This window comes from Pseudomonas sp. KH_024_B2 (assembly GCF_057839965.1).
In genome coordinates, this window is the sequence record NZ_CM174502.1 from 4,133,915 (window position 1) to 4,152,458 (window position 18,544).

Annotated in this window: 17 protein-coding genes; all 17 read right to left on the reverse strand. The window is 57.7% G+C overall.

Annotated features, from left to right (window positions below; translation table 11 throughout):
* Window positions 1-3 precede the first annotated feature (3 nt).
* The gene (locus AC3I0A_RS19200; protein ID WP_489373843.1) at window positions 4-309 is read right to left on the reverse strand and encodes an STAS domain-containing protein; all 306 of its coding nucleotides are present in this window, start codon (window positions 307-309) and stop codon (window positions 4-6) included.
* An 86-nt stretch (window positions 310-395) separates the two neighbouring features.
* Window positions 396-845, reverse strand: coding sequence for a flagellar export protein FliJ (gene fliJ, locus AC3I0A_RS19205; protein ID WP_489373845.1), 450 nt, complete (start codon window positions 843-845; stop codon window positions 396-398).
* 6 nt (window positions 846-851) lie between these two features.
* A complete protein-coding gene (gene fliI / locus AC3I0A_RS19210) occupies window positions 852-2,210 on the reverse strand; it encodes a flagellar protein export ATPase FliI (protein WP_489373847.1) in 1,359 nt (452 codons plus the stop codon).
* Complete coding sequence (fliH, locus tag AC3I0A_RS19215) at window positions 2,200-3,030, reverse strand: flagellar assembly protein FliH (protein ID WP_489373849.1); 831 nt, start codon at window positions 3,028-3,030, stop codon at window positions 2,200-2,202. Before fliH ends, fliI begins: the two co-directional genes overlap by 11 nt.
* 180 nt (window positions 3,031-3,210) lie before the next feature.
* On the reverse strand, window positions 3,211-4,230 hold the full coding sequence (fliG, locus tag AC3I0A_RS19220; protein WP_489373850.1) for a flagellar motor switch protein FliG: 1,020 nt from the start codon (window positions 4,228-4,230) through the stop codon (window positions 3,211-3,213).
* A complete protein-coding gene (fliF, locus tag AC3I0A_RS19225; protein ID WP_489373851.1) occupies window positions 4,223-6,010 on the reverse strand; it encodes a flagellar basal-body MS-ring/collar protein FliF in 1,788 nt (595 codons plus the stop codon). Before fliF ends, fliG begins: the two co-directional genes overlap by 8 nt.
* A gap of 14 nt (window positions 6,011-6,024) precedes the next feature.
* The gene (gene fliE / locus AC3I0A_RS19230; protein WP_489373852.1) at window positions 6,025-6,354 is read right to left on the reverse strand and encodes a flagellar hook-basal body complex protein FliE; all 330 of its coding nucleotides are present in this window, start codon (window positions 6,352-6,354) and stop codon (window positions 6,025-6,027) included.
* Window positions 6,355-6,485: 131 nt separating this feature from the next.
* Window positions 6,486-7,901 (reverse strand): sigma-54-dependent transcriptional regulator, encoded by a 1,416-nt coding sequence (locus AC3I0A_RS19235; RefSeq protein ID WP_489378551.1) that lies wholly within the window; start codon window positions 7,899-7,901, stop codon window positions 6,486-6,488.
* 5 nt (window positions 7,902-7,906) lie between these two features.
* Entirely contained in the window at window positions 7,907-9,124 is a 1,218-nt protein-coding gene (locus tag AC3I0A_RS19240; protein ID WP_489378552.1) for a sensor histidine kinase, read from the reverse strand.
* Between the two features lie 128 nt (window positions 9,125-9,252).
* Complete coding sequence (locus tag AC3I0A_RS19245; protein ID WP_489373854.1) at window positions 9,253-10,728, reverse strand: sigma-54 dependent transcriptional regulator; 1,476 nt, start codon at window positions 10,726-10,728, stop codon at window positions 9,253-9,255.
* 170 nt (window positions 10,729-10,898) lie between these two features.
* Window positions 10,899-11,195 (reverse strand): flagellar protein FliT, encoded by a 297-nt coding sequence (fliT, locus tag AC3I0A_RS19250; protein ID WP_489373856.1) that lies wholly within the window; start codon window positions 11,193-11,195, stop codon window positions 10,899-10,901.
* A 32-nt stretch (window positions 11,196-11,227) separates the two neighbouring features.
* On the reverse strand, window positions 11,228-11,608 hold the full coding sequence (fliS, locus tag AC3I0A_RS19255; protein WP_489373857.1) for a flagellar export chaperone FliS: 381 nt from the start codon (window positions 11,606-11,608) through the stop codon (window positions 11,228-11,230).
* 155 nt (window positions 11,609-11,763) lie between these two features.
* The gene (fliD, locus tag AC3I0A_RS19260; RefSeq protein WP_489373859.1) at window positions 11,764-13,137 is read right to left on the reverse strand and encodes a flagellar filament capping protein FliD; all 1,374 of its coding nucleotides are present in this window, start codon (window positions 13,135-13,137) and stop codon (window positions 11,764-11,766) included.
* An 80-nt stretch (window positions 13,138-13,217) separates the two neighbouring features.
* Window positions 13,218-13,562 (reverse strand): flagellar protein FlaG, encoded by a 345-nt coding sequence (locus AC3I0A_RS19265; protein ID WP_489373861.1) that lies wholly within the window; start codon window positions 13,560-13,562, stop codon window positions 13,218-13,220.
* Window positions 13,563-13,648: 86 nt separating this feature from the next.
* Entirely contained in the window at window positions 13,649-15,322 is a 1,674-nt protein-coding gene (locus tag AC3I0A_RS19270; protein ID WP_489373863.1) for a flagellin N-terminal helical domain-containing protein, read from the reverse strand.
* Between the two features lie 340 nt (window positions 15,323-15,662).
* Window positions 15,663-16,589, reverse strand: coding sequence for a ketoacyl-ACP synthase III (locus AC3I0A_RS19275; protein ID WP_489373865.1), 927 nt, complete (start codon window positions 16,587-16,589; stop codon window positions 15,663-15,665).
* 369 nt (window positions 16,590-16,958) lie between these two features.
* A complete protein-coding gene (locus AC3I0A_RS19280) occupies window positions 16,959-18,536 on the reverse strand; it encodes a flagellar hook-associated protein 3 (protein ID WP_489373867.1) in 1,578 nt (525 codons plus the stop codon).
* Window positions 18,537-18,544 lie beyond the last annotated feature (8 nt).

The window sequence follows — 18,544 nt, forward strand, 5'->3', positions numbered from 1 at the left end:
CGATCAACTGATGTCGAAGAGTTTGTCGAAGTTGGAGATGGCGAGGATCTTCTTCACATCCGAACTGCCGTTGATCACCCGCACGTCGGAGTTTTCTCCGCCAGCATGATCACGTAGCAACAGCAGCATGCCCAGCGCCGAGCTGTCGAGGTAGGTGGCTTCTTTCAAGTCCACCACAATAGCATTGGGTTTCTGGTTGAGGCGCTCATAGGATTTGCGAAAATCCTCATGACTGCCGAAATCAAAACGCCCCTTGATCGAGATTGTCAGCTTTTGCCCGTCCGGTGAAACTTCAGTGATGACCGACATGATAGTGCTTCCTTGTCATTGGCAACGTGTACAAGGTTTAGCACCCCTCAAGCCCTTGGGCAACAGGCAAAACCGGAAATATCGAATCAATACGGGTCCTGGCGCGGCAAGCGCTGCGACAACTCATCCAGCAGCTTCTGTTCGCGCTTGTCGTCGAGCTGACGCGCCTCATCGATATAACGCTGGACCAGCTTGCGCAAACCCTCGACCCGCGCATACGCCTGCTGCCAGGTTTCCCGCGATTTATTGAGGTTGTTCTGGTGCCAGGCCAGGCTTTGCCGCTGCTGGCCGACAGCCGTTTCCAGTTGATTGAGGAAGTGCTGGTAATTCATCAACCATTGCCCGGACACGCCGTGACTGCCCCGGTCGATCCATTGCTGCTGGTATTCGCCACGAAAGCGCTCCAGATCGCCGAGTTTGCTTTCCGCCAGGCGGACCTGGCCCTGAAAGTGCCCCAGACGCTGGGCAGCGGTACGCTCGGCGCTTTCAGCCATGTTGACCACCGGCGCCAGGCGCGCCGCACGGCTCTGGGCCATGGCGGCTTAACCGCCAGCCGCAGGGGCAAACACCGAGGCGAGATGCGCCTCGCTCTCGCCCATGCTGATGTTGTCGTTCAAGCCCTGGCGCAGGTAGGTGACCATCGACGGCTGCAGGGCGATGGCCGTATCGGTTTCCCGGTCGCCGCCAGGCACATAGGCACCGACACTGATCAAATCGCGACTTTGCTGGTAGCGCGACCAGAGTTGTTTGAAATGCTGCGCGCGTTTCATGTGTTCGGCACTGACCACCGACGGCATGACCCGGCTGATGGACGCCTCGATATCGATGGCCGGGTAGTGACCTTCCTCGGCCAAACGCCGCGACAACACGATATGCCCGTCAAGCACGCCCCGTGCCGCATCGGCGATCGGGTCTTGCTGGTCATCGCCTTCCGAGAGCACGGTATAGAACGCGGTGATCGAACCACCGCCTGCCTCTGCGTTACCCGCACGCTCCACCAGTTTCGGCAATTTGGCGAACACCGAAGGCGGATAACCCTTGGTCGCCGGCGGCTCACCGATGGCCAGGGCGATTTCCCGCTGGGCCTGGGCAAAACGGGTCAGGGAATCCATCAGCAACAGGACATTCTTGCCCTTGTCGCGAAAGTATTCGGCGATGCGTGTGCAATACATGGCGGCACGCAAGCGCATCAGCGGCGCGTCATCCGCAGGGGACGCGACCACCACCGAGCGCTTGAGGCCTTCTTCACCGAGGATATGCTCGATGAATTCCTTAACTTCACGACCCCGCTCGCCGATCAGCCCGACCACAATGATGTCGGCCTCGGTAAAGCGGGTCATCATGCCCAGCAGCACACTCTTGCCGACGCCGGTACCGGCGAACAGCCCGAGACGCTGACCGCGGCCAACGGTTAATAATCCGTTGATGCTGCGAATGCCGACGTCCAGCGGTTGGCTGATGGGATTTCGCTTGAGCGGGTTGATGGTCGGACCGTCCAACGGCACCCAGTCTTCGGCTTTCATCCCGCCCTTGCCATCGAGCGCGCGCCCGGCGCCGTCGAGCACCCGGCCGAGCATGCTCATGCCCATCGGCAAGCGACCGGTATCGGCCAAGGGCACGACCCGCGCGCCCGGCGCGATGCCGGCCACACTGCCCACCGGCATCAGAAAGACCTTGTTGCCGGAGAAGCCCATGACTTCCGCCTCGACCTGCACCGGGTGATAGCTGTCATCGTTGATCACCACGCAGCGACTGCCCATGGCCGCGCGCAAGCCTTCAGCTTCAAGGGTCAAACCGACCATGCGCAGCAAACGCCCTTCAAGGATCGGCTGGCCCGCGAGCTCGATGGCTTCGGCATAGCTGCTCAGGCGCTTGCCGAAGCTGGTTCGCTCAAGGCGCATCCGCGGTGTCCAGCTCGAGGTGAGATGCCTCTGCAACAGGAAGCTCGGCAACAGTAAGCTCGACAGCCGCAAGCTCGACGCTCAGATCAGGCTCGGCCGGGTGCAGCGCCTGTTCGTGCAACTGGTCGAAGAGTTTGGCCATGACCTGGGTAATGCGCGTTTCGACGGTTGCATCGATACGACTGTGGGCGGTTTCAACCCGCAAACCACCGGGCAGCAACGCGGCGTCTTCAACAATCCGCCATTTCTCTTCATGACGTTCGCGCAGGGCTTTGACCTGATCGAAATCCTGCGGATTGATAAACAGACGGACATTTTCGGCGTCCAGCGGCAGCAGCTTCAAGGCTTCACGCATGACCTGTTCGATTTGCCTCGAATCAATCGCCAGTTCGCGCTGAATCACTTGACGAGTGATGTGCTCGACCAGCCCGACCATAGACTTCTCGATCTGCGAATCCTGATCGGCAATCGGCTCGAACAGGTTGCCCATCAGCCGTTCAAGGCTGGCCAGCTTGGCACTCAAGGCCACCTCGGCTTCCTGACGAACCTTGAGCGTGGAGCTGTGAAAGCCTTCTTTCTCACCGGTAGCGAAGCCTTCGTTATAAGCCTCCTGACGGATGCTTTCGAGCTCTTCAAGGGTCAGTGGCTGGACTTCTTCCAGCGGCACTTCTTCCATCTCCGGCGGTTCTTCTTCCTCTACCGGCTCGGGCTCAGGTTCCGGCTGATGCGGGTCGAAACTGGGCAGCGACCAGATGTCGAAACCACCGACATCTCGCGCACGGATCAGGTCAGAGGGGGACTCATCACTCTTCGAAGACATGGCGGAGGTCGTGCTCATGGTAAATGGCGAAGCGAGTTGGGGTCTGTGGTCGTGCCAGGCAAGGCGCGGGACGCAGGGAATGTGCGTTTCCTTGCCAAGTCCCGCAACGCAGCATGGCGCGACCACAGGCCCCAACCCGAAGGGCCGCAGGCGCGCTCGTCATTTACCATGGGCACGACCTCAAATCATCTCTTCGCCGCCCTTCCCGCCGAGAACGATTTCTCCGGCTTCGGCCATACGGCGGGCAATGGTGAGGATTTCTTTCTGCGCGGTTTCCACGTCGCTGACGCGCACCGGGCCTTTGGCCTCGAGGTCGTCGCGCAGCAGTTCGGCCGCCCGTTTGGACATGTTCTTGAAGATCTTCTCTTTGACGCCTTCGTCCGAGCCTTTGAGGGCCAGTACCAGCACGTCCGAGGAGACCTCGCGCAGCAGCGCCTGGATACCCCGGTCGTCGACGTCGGCCAGGTTGTTGAAGACGAACATGAGGTCTTCGATCTGACCGGACAGGTCTTCGTCGACTTCGCGAATCGAGTCCATCAGCTGACCTTCGATCGAGCTGTCGAGGAAGTTCATGATGTCGGCAGCACGTTTGATCCCGCCCAAGGTGGTGCGAGCCGCGTTGGAGTTGCCGGAGAACTGCTTCTCGAGAATCTGGTTGAGTTCTTTCAGGGCCGCAGGCTGGACCGTATTGAGCGAGGACACTCGCAGAACGATATCGAGCCGGACCTTGTGATCGAAGTTCCCGAGCACTTCACCGGCCTGGTCCGGGTCCAGATAAGCGACAACGATGGCCTGGATCTGCGGGTGCTCGTAACGGATCACGTCCGCCACCGCTCGCGGCTCCATCCACTTCAGGCTGTCCAGACCGCTGGTGTTGCCACCCAGCAGGATCCGGTCGATCAGGCCGTTGGCCTTGTCTTCGCCCAGGGCCTGGGTAAGCATCTTGCGCACATAGTCATCGGAACCAACGCCGAGGCTGGTCTGGTCACCGACGATTTCGACGAACTCGCTCATCACCTGCTCGACTTGCTCGCGGTGCACATTGCGCATTTGCGCCATGGCCACGCCGACCCGCTGAACCTCTTTGGGTCCCATGTGCCGCAGCACCTGCGCGGCGTCGGTTGAGCCCAGGGACAGCAGCAAAATCGCAGCTTTGTCGACCCGGGTGAGTTTCTCGGTAGCGGCTCGGTTATCACTCATCTGCGTTAATCCACTCTTTCACGACCTGAGCCACGCGACCCGGATCTTCTGCCACCAGACTCTTGATTGCGTTCAACTGTGCGTCATAGCCTTCGCTCGGGCTCGGCAGCAGGATACTGGTCGGGCCACCGAGGCTGACGCGGTCGTTGGCCAGCTCGCCATCCATACCCATGCCGCCCATGCCGCCCAGCTCGACGTCGCTGCCAATGCCGTCCAGCGGCTTGCCTTTGCCGGTGATGTTGTTGAGTACCGGCCGCAGCACGCCGAACACCAGCACCAGGATGAACAACACCCCAAGCAGCTGTTTCACGATGTCCCAGAACCAGGGCTGCGAGTAAAACGGAATTTCGGCAATCACTTCACCGCGCTCGGCAGAGAACGGCACGTTGATCACGCTGACGCTGTCACCACGGCTGGCGTCGAAACCGACGGCGTCCTGAACCAGGCGAGTGAAGCGCGCCAATTCGTCGGCGCTCCATGGCGCACGAGTGGTTTCGCCATTGGCCGCGTTGAGCTTGACCTGATCATCGACCACCACTGCAACCGACAGGCGATTCAATCGCCCCTGCTGCTGTTTGGTGTGGCTGATGGAGCGATCCAGTTCGAAGTTCTTGGTGGATTGTTGACGCTTGTCCGCCGGGTACGGTGCCAGCATTGGCTGGCCGGTGGCCGGGTCCATGATTTGCTGACCGTTGGCATCGAGCAACGGCTGACCCGGTTGCACCATACCGGCCGACGCAGTGGCGCCACCGGTGGTTTGCGGCGCCGAGGCCGGCGATGGCGGCTGGTTGCTCAGGGCACCCGGCACGCCTTGCGGACCGTTGCTGGCGGTGCGTTGTTCGTTGACCGACTGTTCGCTGCGCAGCGCAGGTTGATCCGGATTGAACTGTTCGGAAGTCGACTCGACGGCACTGAAGTCCACGTCAGCCGACACTTCGGCTTTATAGCGGTCGTTGCCCAGCACCGGTTGCAGAATGTTGTGTACACGCTGAGTCAGCATGCTTTCCATGCGGCGGCTGTAATCGAATTGCTTGCCGGCCATGGTCAGTTCGGAATTTTCCGCCTGGTCGGAGAGCAGGTTGCCCTTCTGGTCGACCACGGTGATCTGCGACTTGCTCAGCTCAGGAACGCTGGTTGCCACCAGATTGATGATGGCCACGACCTGACCCGGCTCCAGAGAGCGACCGGAATACAGCTCAACCAGCACCGAAGCACTGGGCTTGCGCTCGTCGCGCACGAACACCGAACTTTTCGGAATCGCCAGGTGCACGCGAGCACCCTTGACGTTATTCAGGCTGGAGATGGTCCGCGCCAGTTCGCCTTCAAGGCCACGACGATAACGGGTCGCTTCCATGAACTGGCTGGTACCCAGGCCCTGGTCCTTGTCGAGGATTTCAAAACCGATGTTGCCGTCGGTGGGCGTGACACCGGCAGCCGCCAGTTTGAGTCGAGCCCGCGACAGATCATCGGCCTTGACCAGCAAGGCACCGGAGTTCGGCTCAACGTTGTAAGCGATGTCGGCAGCGGCCAGGGTATCCATGACCTGCTTGGTGTCCATACCGGCAAGGCTACCGTACAGCGGACGGTAATCGGGCTGTTGGGACCACAACACCACGGCAAAACCAATCGCCACACTCGCTGCCAGACCGACCATGAGGCCGACCTGACGCAACATGGTCATCTCGGAGAGGTTTTCCAGAAAGGACAAACCGAACAGCGGCGGTTTACCGTCTGCTGGGGTGGCCTTGGCCGGAAGGTTATCGGCGATTGCATCTGCCATGACTCAAGTCTTCCTTAAACTGGCATCTGCATGATGTCTTGATACGCCTGAACCAGCTTGTTACGCACCTGGGTCAACGCCTGAAAAGAGACGCTGGCCTTCTGCGAGGAAATCATCACGTCCGTCAGGTCGACACCGCTTTTACCGATTTCGAAGGCACTGGCTAACTGGCCCGACGCCTGTTGAGTATCGTTGACCTTGTTGACGGCCTGGCCGAGCATGTCGGAGAAACTGCTGCCACCCATTTCCGGCACTGCGACAGCCGATTTGGATTGAGCCATGGCATCCATCTGCATGGAACGCATGTCCAACATCAATCGATTAAATTCAATACCTTGGCTCATGGTCTACTCTCTTTGACGACCCGCAATTTTTTGACGCTCTCGCAGCGGATAGTGAGGTGTTAGCAACAAGGGTGCCAGCTCCCCACCCGCCCTGAACAAAAGCCAATCCTGGACTTTTGTTTACTGACGAATCAGGTCGCGAACAAATAAGCCTCGACGTCCATTCCGGCATCACGCATCTGTGCCAGCTTGTAGCGCAATGTCCGCGGACTGATGCCCAGGCGCTCGGCCGCCTCTTTGCGTCGACCACGCTCGGAACGCAGCGTGTCGATGATCATCTGGAACTCGCGACGACGCAGATCATCGCCCAGCGCGCCCGCCGATTCACCCGGCTCCATTTCCACCGCAACGGTGCGTATCTGTGGCTGGCCGGGAGCAGCCAAAGCCGGAAGCGGAGCACAGGCCACAGGCCCCGCCAGACAAAAGTCCTGAGGCTGGATCAATCCGCCCTGCTGCAAAATCAGCGCACGCTGGATCGCGTTGTCCAGTTCACGCACGTTACCCGGCCACGGATAGCCGATCAGGCAGGCCTGAGCCTCAGCCGACAGTCGCGCGGCGGCGTGCTTCATTTTATTGACGTGCTTGGCCAACAGACGCTCGGCCAGCGGCAGGATATCGGCGGTACGCTCGCGCAGCGGACGCCAGGCCAGCGGAAACACCGACAACCGATAGTAGAGATCTTCACGAAAGCGCCCCGCCGCCACTTCACCGGCCAGATCACGGTTGGTGGTCGCCACCACGCGGATATCCAGGGTGATCGGCTTACGCGCACCGACGCGCTCGACTTCGCGCTCCTGCAAGACACGCAACAGCTTGGCTTGCAGCCCCAGGGGCATTTCGGAAATTTCGTCGAGCAAAATGGTGCCGCCATCGGCCTGTTCGAATTTGCCGGCCTGGGCCGCAATGGCACCGGTGAACGAGCCCTTCTCGTGACCGAACAAGGTGGCCTCGAGCATGTTGTCGGGAATCGCCGCACAGTTGATGGCAATGAACGGCTGACCGGCACGACTGGAATGCTGATGAATGTAACGCGCCAGCACTTCCTTGCCCGTACCGGACTCGCCAGAGATCAACACCGTGGAATCACTTCGCGCCACTCGCGCCGCCAATTCAAGCAACTGCGCACTGGCCGGCTCGAACGCCACCGGCCCCTCATCCTGCGCCGCCCCCAGACAGCCCAAGGCATGGCGCGCCACCAGATCGAGCAACGCCCTGGGCTCGAACGGCTTGACCAGATAATCGGCCGCGCCCTGGCGCATGGCGTCTACTGCCCGCTCGACCGCACCGTGAGCGGTCATCAACAGCACCGGCAATTGTGGCTGACGCGCACGTAACACGCCGAGTAGCTGATGCCCATCCATACCCGGCATATTGACGTCGCTGAGCACCAGATTGAACGTCTGGGCCGCGACCGCCTCCAGCGCCTCCTCTGCCGAGCCGACGGCCTGGTAGTCATGCCCGGCCAACAGCAGCGTATCCGCCAACGCCTCACGCAGGGCGCGATCGTCTTCGACCAGCAATACCTTCAACAACGCCTTGACCGCCATGACCTTCATTCCACTCCTTGAACGCGAGGCTGTTCACCAGAAAACAGCGGCAAAACCACCAGCGCGCACGTACCGCGGCCCGGCCGCGAGCGCAGCAGCAATTCTCCCTGATGAGCGCGCGCCACCGCCTTGACCACGGTCAGGCCAAGGCCGGTTCCCGTGGTTTTGGTGGTAAAAAACGGTTCGCCCAATCTGGCCAGCACGGCCGCATCGATGCCACTGCCGCTGTCACTGATGCACAGGCGCAAGGTGTTTCCACGGATGCTTTCACGGGTATAGAGATGCACCTTCAAACGGACATTGCCTATACTTGCCTGAATGGCGTTTTCAATCAAATTGAGCACGGCACCCACCAGGGTGTCGCGGTTGCACAGCAACTCGCCGACATGACTGTCGCACTGCCAGCGCACCGGCAAATCCTGGATATGGGTCAGCGCCGCAGCTTGCAGCGATTGCATCAAGGCATTGGGGGTAAGGCGATCCGTCAGCGGCAGTTCGCCACGGGCAAACACCAGCATGTCGCGCACCTGATGCTCCAACTCGTGCAAACGCTCTTTCAAGCGTCCGGCAAAGCGTTGCTGGGTGGCAACCGGTAACGCCTGCTCAGTCAAATGACTGGCATAGAGCAAAGCGGCCGATAGCGGCGTACGAATCTGATGAGCCAAGGACGCGACCATCCGCCCCAGGGACGACAAGCGCTCATGGCGGGCCAGCTGATCTTGCAGATGACGGGTTTCAGTCAGATCGTTGAGCAGCACCAACTGCCCAGGTTCGGCATCCAGCGAACGGGTGGCGATCGACAACCGCCGACCATCTTTCAGGGAAATTTCATGACCGTCGTCTTCACGGGGCGCAAAGCAGCGCGCGATGACCTGACGCCAGAGCTCACCCACCAGCGGCAGACCAAGTAATTCACAGGCCGTGGGATTGGCTTCGCGGACCATGCCTTGCGCATCGATGACGATGACGCCACCGGGCAACAGATCGAGGAGGTTTTGCAGTCGGTTGGCCAGGCGTTCTTTTTCGGCCAGCTCTTCCATGCGCTGGGCACTGACCACCGCCAGCTCACCCTTGAGCTCGGCGACTCGCGCTTCCAGCATGCTGTAGGAGTCGGTCAGCTGGCTCGACATCTGGTTGAACAGTGCAAAAGCCTGCTCAAGCCCAAGCCGGCTCGCCCGCTCTACGGACGACGATTGCCCCTGAACATCAGGGACAGGAGACATCTGGGCGGCTTGGGGCATCGTGCTCTCTCGCTTGGCTGACCGTCAGTTAAACGGAACGTTGCGAGAGCTATAGCAATACCCGTGCCTAAAAAAAACCGTCCACTTATCAAGGGGTTAAAAAACCGGCGTCAATCATCCGCCTGTTCATCACCGTCACGGCGACTCATGCCGTACTTGCGCATCTTCTCCACCAGGGTGGTGCGACGAATGCGCAGGCGCTCGGCAGCCCGGGCGACAATGCCATTGGCATCATCCAGCGCTTGCTGAATCAAGCCTTGCTCCAGACCACCGAGGTAGTCCTTCAAGTCCAGCCCTTCCGGCGGCAGCATCGCGGTGGCCGCAAAGTCCGGGGTATGCCCATTGATGGCCACCCGCTCTTCCAGAGCGCTGCGCAGGCTGTCGACCAGTTGCTCGTCTTCATCGTCCACATAACGGAATTTCTTCGGCAGCTCGACCACGCCGATCACCCCGTACGGGTGCATGATCGCCATGCGCTCCACCAGGTTGGCCAGCTCGCGAACGTTGCCCGGCCAGCCGTGACGGCACAGCGACATGATCGCCGCCGAGTTGAAGCGGATCGAACCGCGCTTCTCATGCTCCATGCGCGAGATCAACTCGTTCATCAGCAACGGAATGTCTTCGACACGCTCACGCAGCGGCGCCATTTCGATCGGGAACACGTTCAGGCGGTAATACAGGTCTTCGCGGAAACTGCCGACCTCGATCATGCTTTCGAGGTTCTTGTGAGTCGCCGCAATGATCCGCACATCGACGCTTTGGGTCTTGTTGCTGCCCACGCGCTCGAAGGTACGCTCCTGCAACACACGCAGCAGTTTGACCTGCATCGGCAACGGCATGTCACCGATTTCGTCGAGGAACAGCGTACCGCCGTTGGCCAGTTCGAAGCGCCCGGCGCGACTGGTGATCGCCCCGGTGAACGCGCCCTTTTCATGGCCGAACAATTCGCTTTCCAGCAATTCGGCCGGGATCGCCCCGCAATTGACCGGCACGAAAGGCCCGTCACGGCGCTTGGAGTGGTAGTGCAGGTTGCGCGCGACCACTTCCTTGCCGGTTCCGGACTCGCCAAGAATCAGCACGCTGGCGTCGGTGTCAGCCACTTGCTGCATCATCTGACGGACATGCTGAATCGCCCGACTGGTGCCGACAAGGCTGCGAAAGAGATTGGGTTCGCGATGACGACCGCGCTCGCGGGCCTGATCGTACATCTCGCGATAGACCTGGGCACGGTGCAGCGAATCCAGCAACTTGCTGTAGCTGGGCGGCATTTCCAGGGTGGAAAGCACTCGGCGACGCTGGTCTTCAGGCAGGTCAACGGAAGAAATATCGCCCATTAACAAAACCGGAAGGAACTCATCCCAGGTTGAGAGTGTCTTTAACAGGCCCAAGAGAGCGCCAGGAGCATTTACGGTCCCGATAAGGACACAGATTACTTCACGACTGGATGACAAAGAGCCGACAGCCTGCTGCCAATCATGGCTGCCGCAGGGTAAATTTTCTTCGCCAAGAAAATTTAAAATCACCGCCAGGTCGCGGCGGCGGACGCTATCGTCATCAATCAGCAGAATTTTGGTTTCACGCCACATGCAATAGCAACTTCCCTAGTCAACTCAATGCCCGAAATGCGGGGCAGCTAGACGCTCGCGGGCATTTTCTGCCGGGTAGACGCCTGAAATCTTGTAATCAGCCACTAGTTAAGTCAAAAAAACGTGCACAGTCAAATTTATGGCGCACCACGTTCGGATTAACTATGGGGTTAACCGAACAGATGGTAAACCTTTGCCGCGTTCTGTGCATGGTGGATCTGCGACATCTCGTCAACTATCGATTGACGTTCGCCTGTCGTCACGGCCAGCAACTCTTTGTACACCGCCAACAACCCTTCCAGATTGCTGCGCAAAGCTTCTTCGTCGATTGGCGCTTCACTGAGCACCTCGTCGACGCATTCACGACAGGCCACATCCAGTTCGCCGATCGCATCCCAGTTTCGCGCCGCCAAAGCGTCGACCAGGGCTTCACGCGTTTCTTCAATCCGCTGCAGTGCTTGACTCATGGCATTTACCTCGGAAATTAAAGCGAAAAGCATTAGGGAGCGATGGCATCCCAACCTTCCTTGATGTTATTGAGTAAGCCGGAAACCTCATCGAGAATGAGCGGATCACTTTTGACATTCGCCTCCGTCAGTCGACGCATCATGTACTCGTAAAGACTGTCCAGGTCCGACAATGATGTAGGTGACTTGTCATTGTCCAAGCCCTCACGCAGACCACCGACAATTGCAACAGCCTTGCCAATACAAAGCCCCTTGGTAGCCGTATCGTTACGCTCCAGCGCTCCTTTTGCCTGCGCAATACGATCCAGACCACCCTGCATCAGCATTTGTACCAAGCGGTGAGGACTGGCCTCGGAGGTCTGAGCGTGCGAGTTAACGCTTTGATACTGGCGAAGGGCTCTCATGGGGTTCATGTTGGTTTCCTCGGAAAAAACAATAAGCTGTCAGTTAGCTGCTATGACTGGCTATCGACCTGAATGGGCAAAACTTTAGCCGCAGCCCACTACACAAAACGAAAAAACCCGGAACGCCTGATGAGAGGTGTCCGGGTTTTTCAGCCTGATGATCGTCAGTCGTCGCTTACTTTATTCAACGCATTGAGCGTGGTCATGATGCTCTTGGACGTCGCATTCAACTGCGCCACCAGGGTGTCCATGGCCGTGTACTTGGCTGTCAACGTGGTTTGCAACGTCGCCACGCGTCGAGTCAACTCCTCTTGATCAACCTTAAGTGAATCCAGGCTATCTGTCAGGCTCGTCTGGCGTTGAGCCAGGATTCCGCCCGATTTCGCGTAACCATCGGTTGCGCTGGTCATACGATTGATGATGCCGTCCTTGCCGGTGAACAGTTCGGCAACCTCGGAACCAAAGGCCTTCACGCCCTTGTCCCACTTGGCATCGTCGATTGCAAGCAAACCTGTGCTCTTATCGGTGTTGATACCCAGCTGGGAGAGCATGCTCAGCCCGCTTGCTCCGGTGTCTGCCTCCCCGCCAACCAACTCATTACGCACTGAAGACACCAGACTGCGCATCGTGGCATCACCGGTGAGCGCTCCACCTGTCGTGGTGGAGCCGCCAGTAGCGGTCGCGGACGACGTGACTTTGGTCTGCGTATTTATGGCCGTCATCAGTGCGTTATAAGCTGTCACGAAGGCTTGCGCGGAAGTCTTCAATTGCGCGGTACTGGTCGATACCGTGACTGTGGACTTGCCCTCTGCAATCAGCTCCAGATTGACCCCACTGACCACCGAACTGATTGAGTTGGACGCTGACTCCATCTTCACGTTATCAAGCGTGTATTCGGCATTCTGCGGGACGGTGGTGACCACATAGTCCTTGGTCAACTCAGGAGCACCCGTGAGGATCAGCTCAGTTCCCTTGCCGGTGGTATTTGAACTCACAACCAATCGAGAGCCGTTGGCATCGGTCAGAATGTTGGCACTGATATTCTTCGATTTGAGCTGAGTGTTGATTGCGTCACGGGTCTCTTGCAGAGTCGCACCTGGCTCGATGCTGACATTATAATCAGAGCCTGATTGAGAAATAGTCAGCGTGGTCGACTCTGTACCGCTATTGACGACACTCGAAGCACCACCCGCAAACACGGCAGTCGAGACCTTTGAAGCCGTGGCAAGCTTGGTGACCTCTAGAGCGTAAGTACCATTGGTAGCCGTATCGTTGACCGTTGTCTTGGCGATTTTCTCATCAGACGAAGCACCAGAGATACTACCGAAAGCAGTGGCCGTATTGAGTTTGGCAATCGCTGCCCGGTAAGTGTCGAGCGCACTTTTGATCATCGATATACCAGACAGCGTTGTGCTGGTCGAAGCGGTCTGCTTATCGATCTGAGCCTGCTTCGGCGCTTTTTCGGCATCAACCAAAGCTTTGACGATGCTCTGGGTATCGATCCCTGATCCAACGCCACTTACCGTTGAACTTGCCATTCCTTTTCCCCTTACCGGACGGTCGCCATGTTCTTGACGAACAATTCACCAATAACAGCCACATCAAAACACGTGCCAGATTAAGCTTTTTCGTCAAATAGAAGGCTGCTGGCATCACTTAAGCTTGCGGCCAACTTCAAAGCCGCTTCCGAGGGTAGCTGGCGGATGACTTCACCACTCTCCGTAGCGATCACCTTGACCACGACTCTACCGGTCGAGTCATCAATCGAGAAATCCAGATTGCGCTTGCTGGACTGCACAAAGTCTCGAATATCGGTCACCGCTTGTTCCAATTCTGCCCGCTTGGGCTGTTCCATCGGTGGTAACACACTCACATCGGCCGATTGCGGCGACGATTGTGGGCTGGTTGTCCCCTGCAACGCACTGACAGGTTGGGACTGATTGAACTTGACGCTCATGTCCATTGCCATCACCTCAAATGAAAAATCAACGGAATGAATAAAAGGGCGCGTTAGACGCGCCCTTCTTTTTCACTGACCAGACGCGGGGATTACTGAAGCAGTTTCAGTACAGCGGATGGCAGTTGGTTCGCCTGGGACAGGATCGCGGTGGAAGCCTGTTGCAGGGTTTGCTGCTTGGTCAGTTCTGCAGTCTCGGAAGCGAAGTCAGCATCCTGAACGCGACCACGGGCAGCGGTGGAGTTTTCAGAGATACTTTGCAGGTTAGCGACGGTGCTGTCGAAACGGTTTTGAACAGCACCCAGCGCAGCGCGCTGGCTGTCGATTTGCTGAATAGCCGCATCAAGCGCCTGTACGGATTGCTGAGAACCAGCTGCATCCAAGATGTTCAGGTCGCCAATCGTGGTTTGTGTTTCCAACGCGTTAGTGGTGCCAGCGGTGAGACCAAGATCGGTCAAAGAACCTGTGTTACCGGCGCTAATTACAATGTCTTTGATACCGGCGAGAGTCAGCTCGCCATCTTCGGTTTTGGATGCAGTCACACCAGCACTGGCACTGTTGATAGCCGACACAACTGCGTCGATGTCGCTACCCTTCGTGATTTTGACTTCGGTTGTACCAATTTTCAGCGAAGTGTCAGCATTCATCTTAACGGCAGTAGTGCCGCTATTGAGGCCCAACGAAGCTAACGAGCCGCTTGTTGCTCCATCAGCCAACACCAAATCTTTGCCATTCTCGGAAGTAATAGAGATGCGACCGTCTTTGATGGATGCGGTACCGACGTCGGTGAGGGCCGTGATCTTGTTCAGAACACTCTGCACTGTGTCGCCATCAGCCCAAGTTACATCCTGGTTGTTGACTTTAATTGCGCCTACACCGAGGGTCGAAGTACCGGTCGACTTAGTTTCGGTTGAACCTGTGGTCAAACCAAGTGCGGCAGCGCCAGTACCCGCAATAGAAACACCGCCACGGGTGTTAGTAAATTCAAGAACCCCAGCAGTATTGGTTACTGTTGTAGTACTGCCGACACCCAAGGCTGCGGTGATAGAAGTTACGACATCATCAGCATCATCGCCGGCAGTGAATGCGATATCAACACCGTTGATGCTAAGTTGCTCATTCCCTGTCGCTGCAAATGCGATGGCTGGGGCCACACCAGTAACGACGGTCTGAGCCTTCGAGACAGTGGCGCCAGTTACCGAAGCGCTCATGGCAGTCAAGTTACCGCTTTCGACGGAGGCGCTGCTGTAATTGCCTTTCAGACCAGATGCGCTCAGGTTACCCATACCGAACGAAATGGTTTCGTTGGCGCTGGCGCCTACCTGGAAGCTGGTGTTCTGGAACGAACCGTCGAGCAGGTTCTTGCCACCGAAGGTGGTGGTGTTGGAGATACGGTTCAGTTCACCCGACAGTGCGGTGAATTCCTGGTTCAAGGAAGTACGGTCGTCATCGCTGTTCGAACCGTTGGCCGATTGCAGGGCCAGTTCACGCATACGCTGTAGGATGTTGGTGGATTCTTGCATCGCGCCTTCAGCCGTCTGGGCGATGGAGATACCGTCGTTGGCGTTTTTCACGGCAACGTTCAGGCCATTGATCTGGCTGGTCAGACGGTTGGCGATCTGCAGGCCGGCAGCGTCGTCTTTAGCGCTGTTGATTTTCAGGCCGGAAGACAGGCGGCTCATCGAGGTGCTCAGGGCATCGGAAGCCTTGTTCAGGTTTTTCTGAACGCCCAGGGAGGTGATGTTGGTATTAACAGATAAAGACATGACGAATTCCTCGTTGGTTGGGTGCTGCGGCTTCCGGCCCTGGCAACCGCCGGGTGTGGCCTAGAGAACCTTCGTAATGGTTATCGTCGTGAAAGGAAGTTGCTTGAGTTTTTTTTTCAAATTTTTACTAGCACCGTGCCACCCCCTTGCGTTTCAAGGCTTTAGACGGCATGAGCCGGACTCGCAGGAGCGAGACTTGCCGGCAACTACACTCTTGAGACCGCCATCGCGGGCAAGCCTCGCGCCTACAGAAATTGTGCGCCTTGGGAATTGACGGCAACAAAAAACGCCCATGACCTTTCGGCCATGAGCGTTTTTTTGTTGTGGCGAAGCTAGCGCATCAAGGGCGGTGGATAATTGCCGAGCCCCAGGACAGGCCCACACCAAAACCACTGATAGCAACACGCTTCCAGCTTGAATTGAACATGTGTTTTTCCAACAGTAACGGAATGCTCGAAGACACTGTGTTACCCGTCTCGACCATGTCCTTGATGAACTTCTCCGGCTCGCCTTCGAAACGCCGCGCCACGGCATCGACGATGGCCGCACTGCCCTGGTGAATGCAGAAGGCATCGACGTCTTCGGACTTGAGGCCTGACTCATCGAGCAATTCATGCAAATGCGCCGGCACCTTGAGCAAGGCGAAGTTGAACACCTGCCGCCCGTTCATGAAGAACACACCGTCGCTGACCTTCAGGTGCGGGGCGCCGGAGCCGTCGGTACCGAATTTGGCCTTGCCCAGCTGCCAGGAGGCGTCTTCGCCCATCCAGGTGGCCGTGGCGGCGTCGCCAAACAACATGGTGGTATTGCGATCTTCCGGGTCGACGATTTTCGAATAAGGGTCAGCGGTCACCAGCAGGCCATTTTTCAGCCCTGTGGCCTCCATAAAGCCCTTGATTGCATAGAGGCCGTACACATAGCCAGAGCAGCCCAGGGAGATGTCGAAGGCCGCGACACTGGTCGACAGGCCGAGCTTGTCCTGGACGATCGCCGACGTATGGGGCAAGCCCTCCTCGTCGCCGTTCTGGGTCACAACGATCAGCACATCGATGGATTGACGGTCGAGCTGCGGGTTGTTCGCGAACAACGCATTGGCCGCCTCGACGCACAGATCGGAGGTTTCCTGGGCGGCATCCTTGCGCGGCAGGAATGCCGAGCCAATCTTGCCCAAAATAAACTCTTCATCCTTGGCGAATTTCGCGCCCTGAGCGTAGTTATCAAGCCCGCTCACCGGCACGTAACTGGCGATGCTTTTTATGCCAATCATTGTGGCTTCCCAAAACAAAATAACTGGAGATCACCGCTCGCACGATCGAGAGGCACTGATAACAAAGGGGTTAGCGCACAAAAATGCGCCGAACACGGGAGCCAAAACCATGAAAATCAACCCAGCGAAGACCGAGCCCCCGTCCCACTCTTTTCACACGATACAGTGAAGATGCCCTTTATGACTCACAGGTCACTCTATTTTGCGTGCTTTGAACAAAACAGCCAATGCTGCAGAAATAATCGGCCAAGCGTTTACCCACGCAAAACGCATGCAAAATAAAGGGGATGATGGCAGGAGAAGAGAGAGAGGATCAAGCATAACCGGCCCAACACTGAGTTCAGTGGCGGGCCGGCATTCAGGCGAGAATCAAAGCTTGTTGAACAGGCTCAGTTGGGCAATTTTTACAAAGGACAGTTGCGAGGCCTGCAACAACGATTGCTGGAACGCCAGGTCGATGGACGCCGTCGCGATATCGGTATCAGCGATGGACGCCTGGGTACTGGCGTTGGCCAGGCCCATGCTGATGTTCTCGGTGCTCTGGATATCAATGGAATTCAACCGTGCACCGATCGACCCTCGGACGATATCGACCTGCTCGCTGGCATTGGCCAGGTTGCTGATCGCCGCATTCACCGAGTCCTTGAGCTTGAGCCCGGCCAACACATCGCCATCGGATGGTGTTTCCAGCGCTTGGCGTAACTGACTCAAGGTCTCCAGAGCGCTTTGGTTTTTATGACTGCTGGCGCCCACCGCAAATTGGTCACCCGCGTCCGGTGTGCCCGAAACATCAAAAGTGACGCCTGCCGCCGTAATCGAGGTACCGCTCATGGTCCCCGAAGCGATCGCCTTGCTGTTCGCACTCAAGGGCTGCGCGTAAACCTCATAGTCTGTCGCACTGGTGAACTTGATGACCGCACCACTGCTCGGGAAGGTGCTGGTGTAATCCGCCTGATCCGTCACACTGGCACCGGTCACCTGTGCAGTGGAAGTATTGCTCGCGGTGCGCGAAGCATTGAAGCTATCGGGCTTGGTCTCCAAGGTAAAGACGTGATCCTTGACCACTGCATCCGGGTCGGTATCGGTGTCCTTGAGGTTCAGACTGATATCGAACGTCACTCCACGCAGACTGATGCTCGAGGCGCCCTCCTTCTTCGAATCGAAGACCCCATTGCCGGGAATTTCGGCGGTCACATCGTTGCCGCCGGTATCGGTCACGGTGTATTGGGTGCTGCTGGTGAACTTCACCGAGTAAGGCTCGCCTGAGGCGAAGTTTTTGTTATAGGCCGAGTTCGACGTCAGCAAGCCCGCAGAAATCGCGACCTTGTTATCATTGACATCACCGACCGTAGGCGGCTGCCACGTTGCCTGAGTGCGGCCCGAGTTGGTTGCCCCCTCCAGAATAGTTTTACCGGTGTCATTGCTGGCAATCGACAAGGTATCCGAGACTTGCAGGCTCAACGGGGTCTCATCCCCCTGGTAGGTATAAGTACCGTCATTGTTGCGCACGTAAGGTGGAGTCGAAGTCTTTGAACCGGAGAACAGGTACTGGCCGGAAGAGTCTTTGCTGTTGAGCAAACTCAGGACTTGCTCCTCGATCTCGCCTATCTCGCTAGCGATGGATTTGCGATCGGCATCACTGATGCCACCGTTCCCCGCCTGAAGCGCCAGCTCTCGGGCGCGCTGCAGCGCAGTATCGACGCTGCCTAGCACACTCTCTTCATTGGTCAGAGAGTTCTTGAGGCTGCTCATATTGCCGCTGAACTGGCCGAGCATGTCTTTTTGCTGCTGCAACAGCAGCAACCTGGCAGCACCCACCGGATCATCCGCGGCGGTCTGGATGCGCACGCCGGAAGTCACTTGCTCCTGAGTCTTGACGATACTGGAAAAGTTGTCCTGGTATTTAGCCGCGCTGGACTCGAAATACTGAGCTGTAGAAATTCGCATCGTCGACG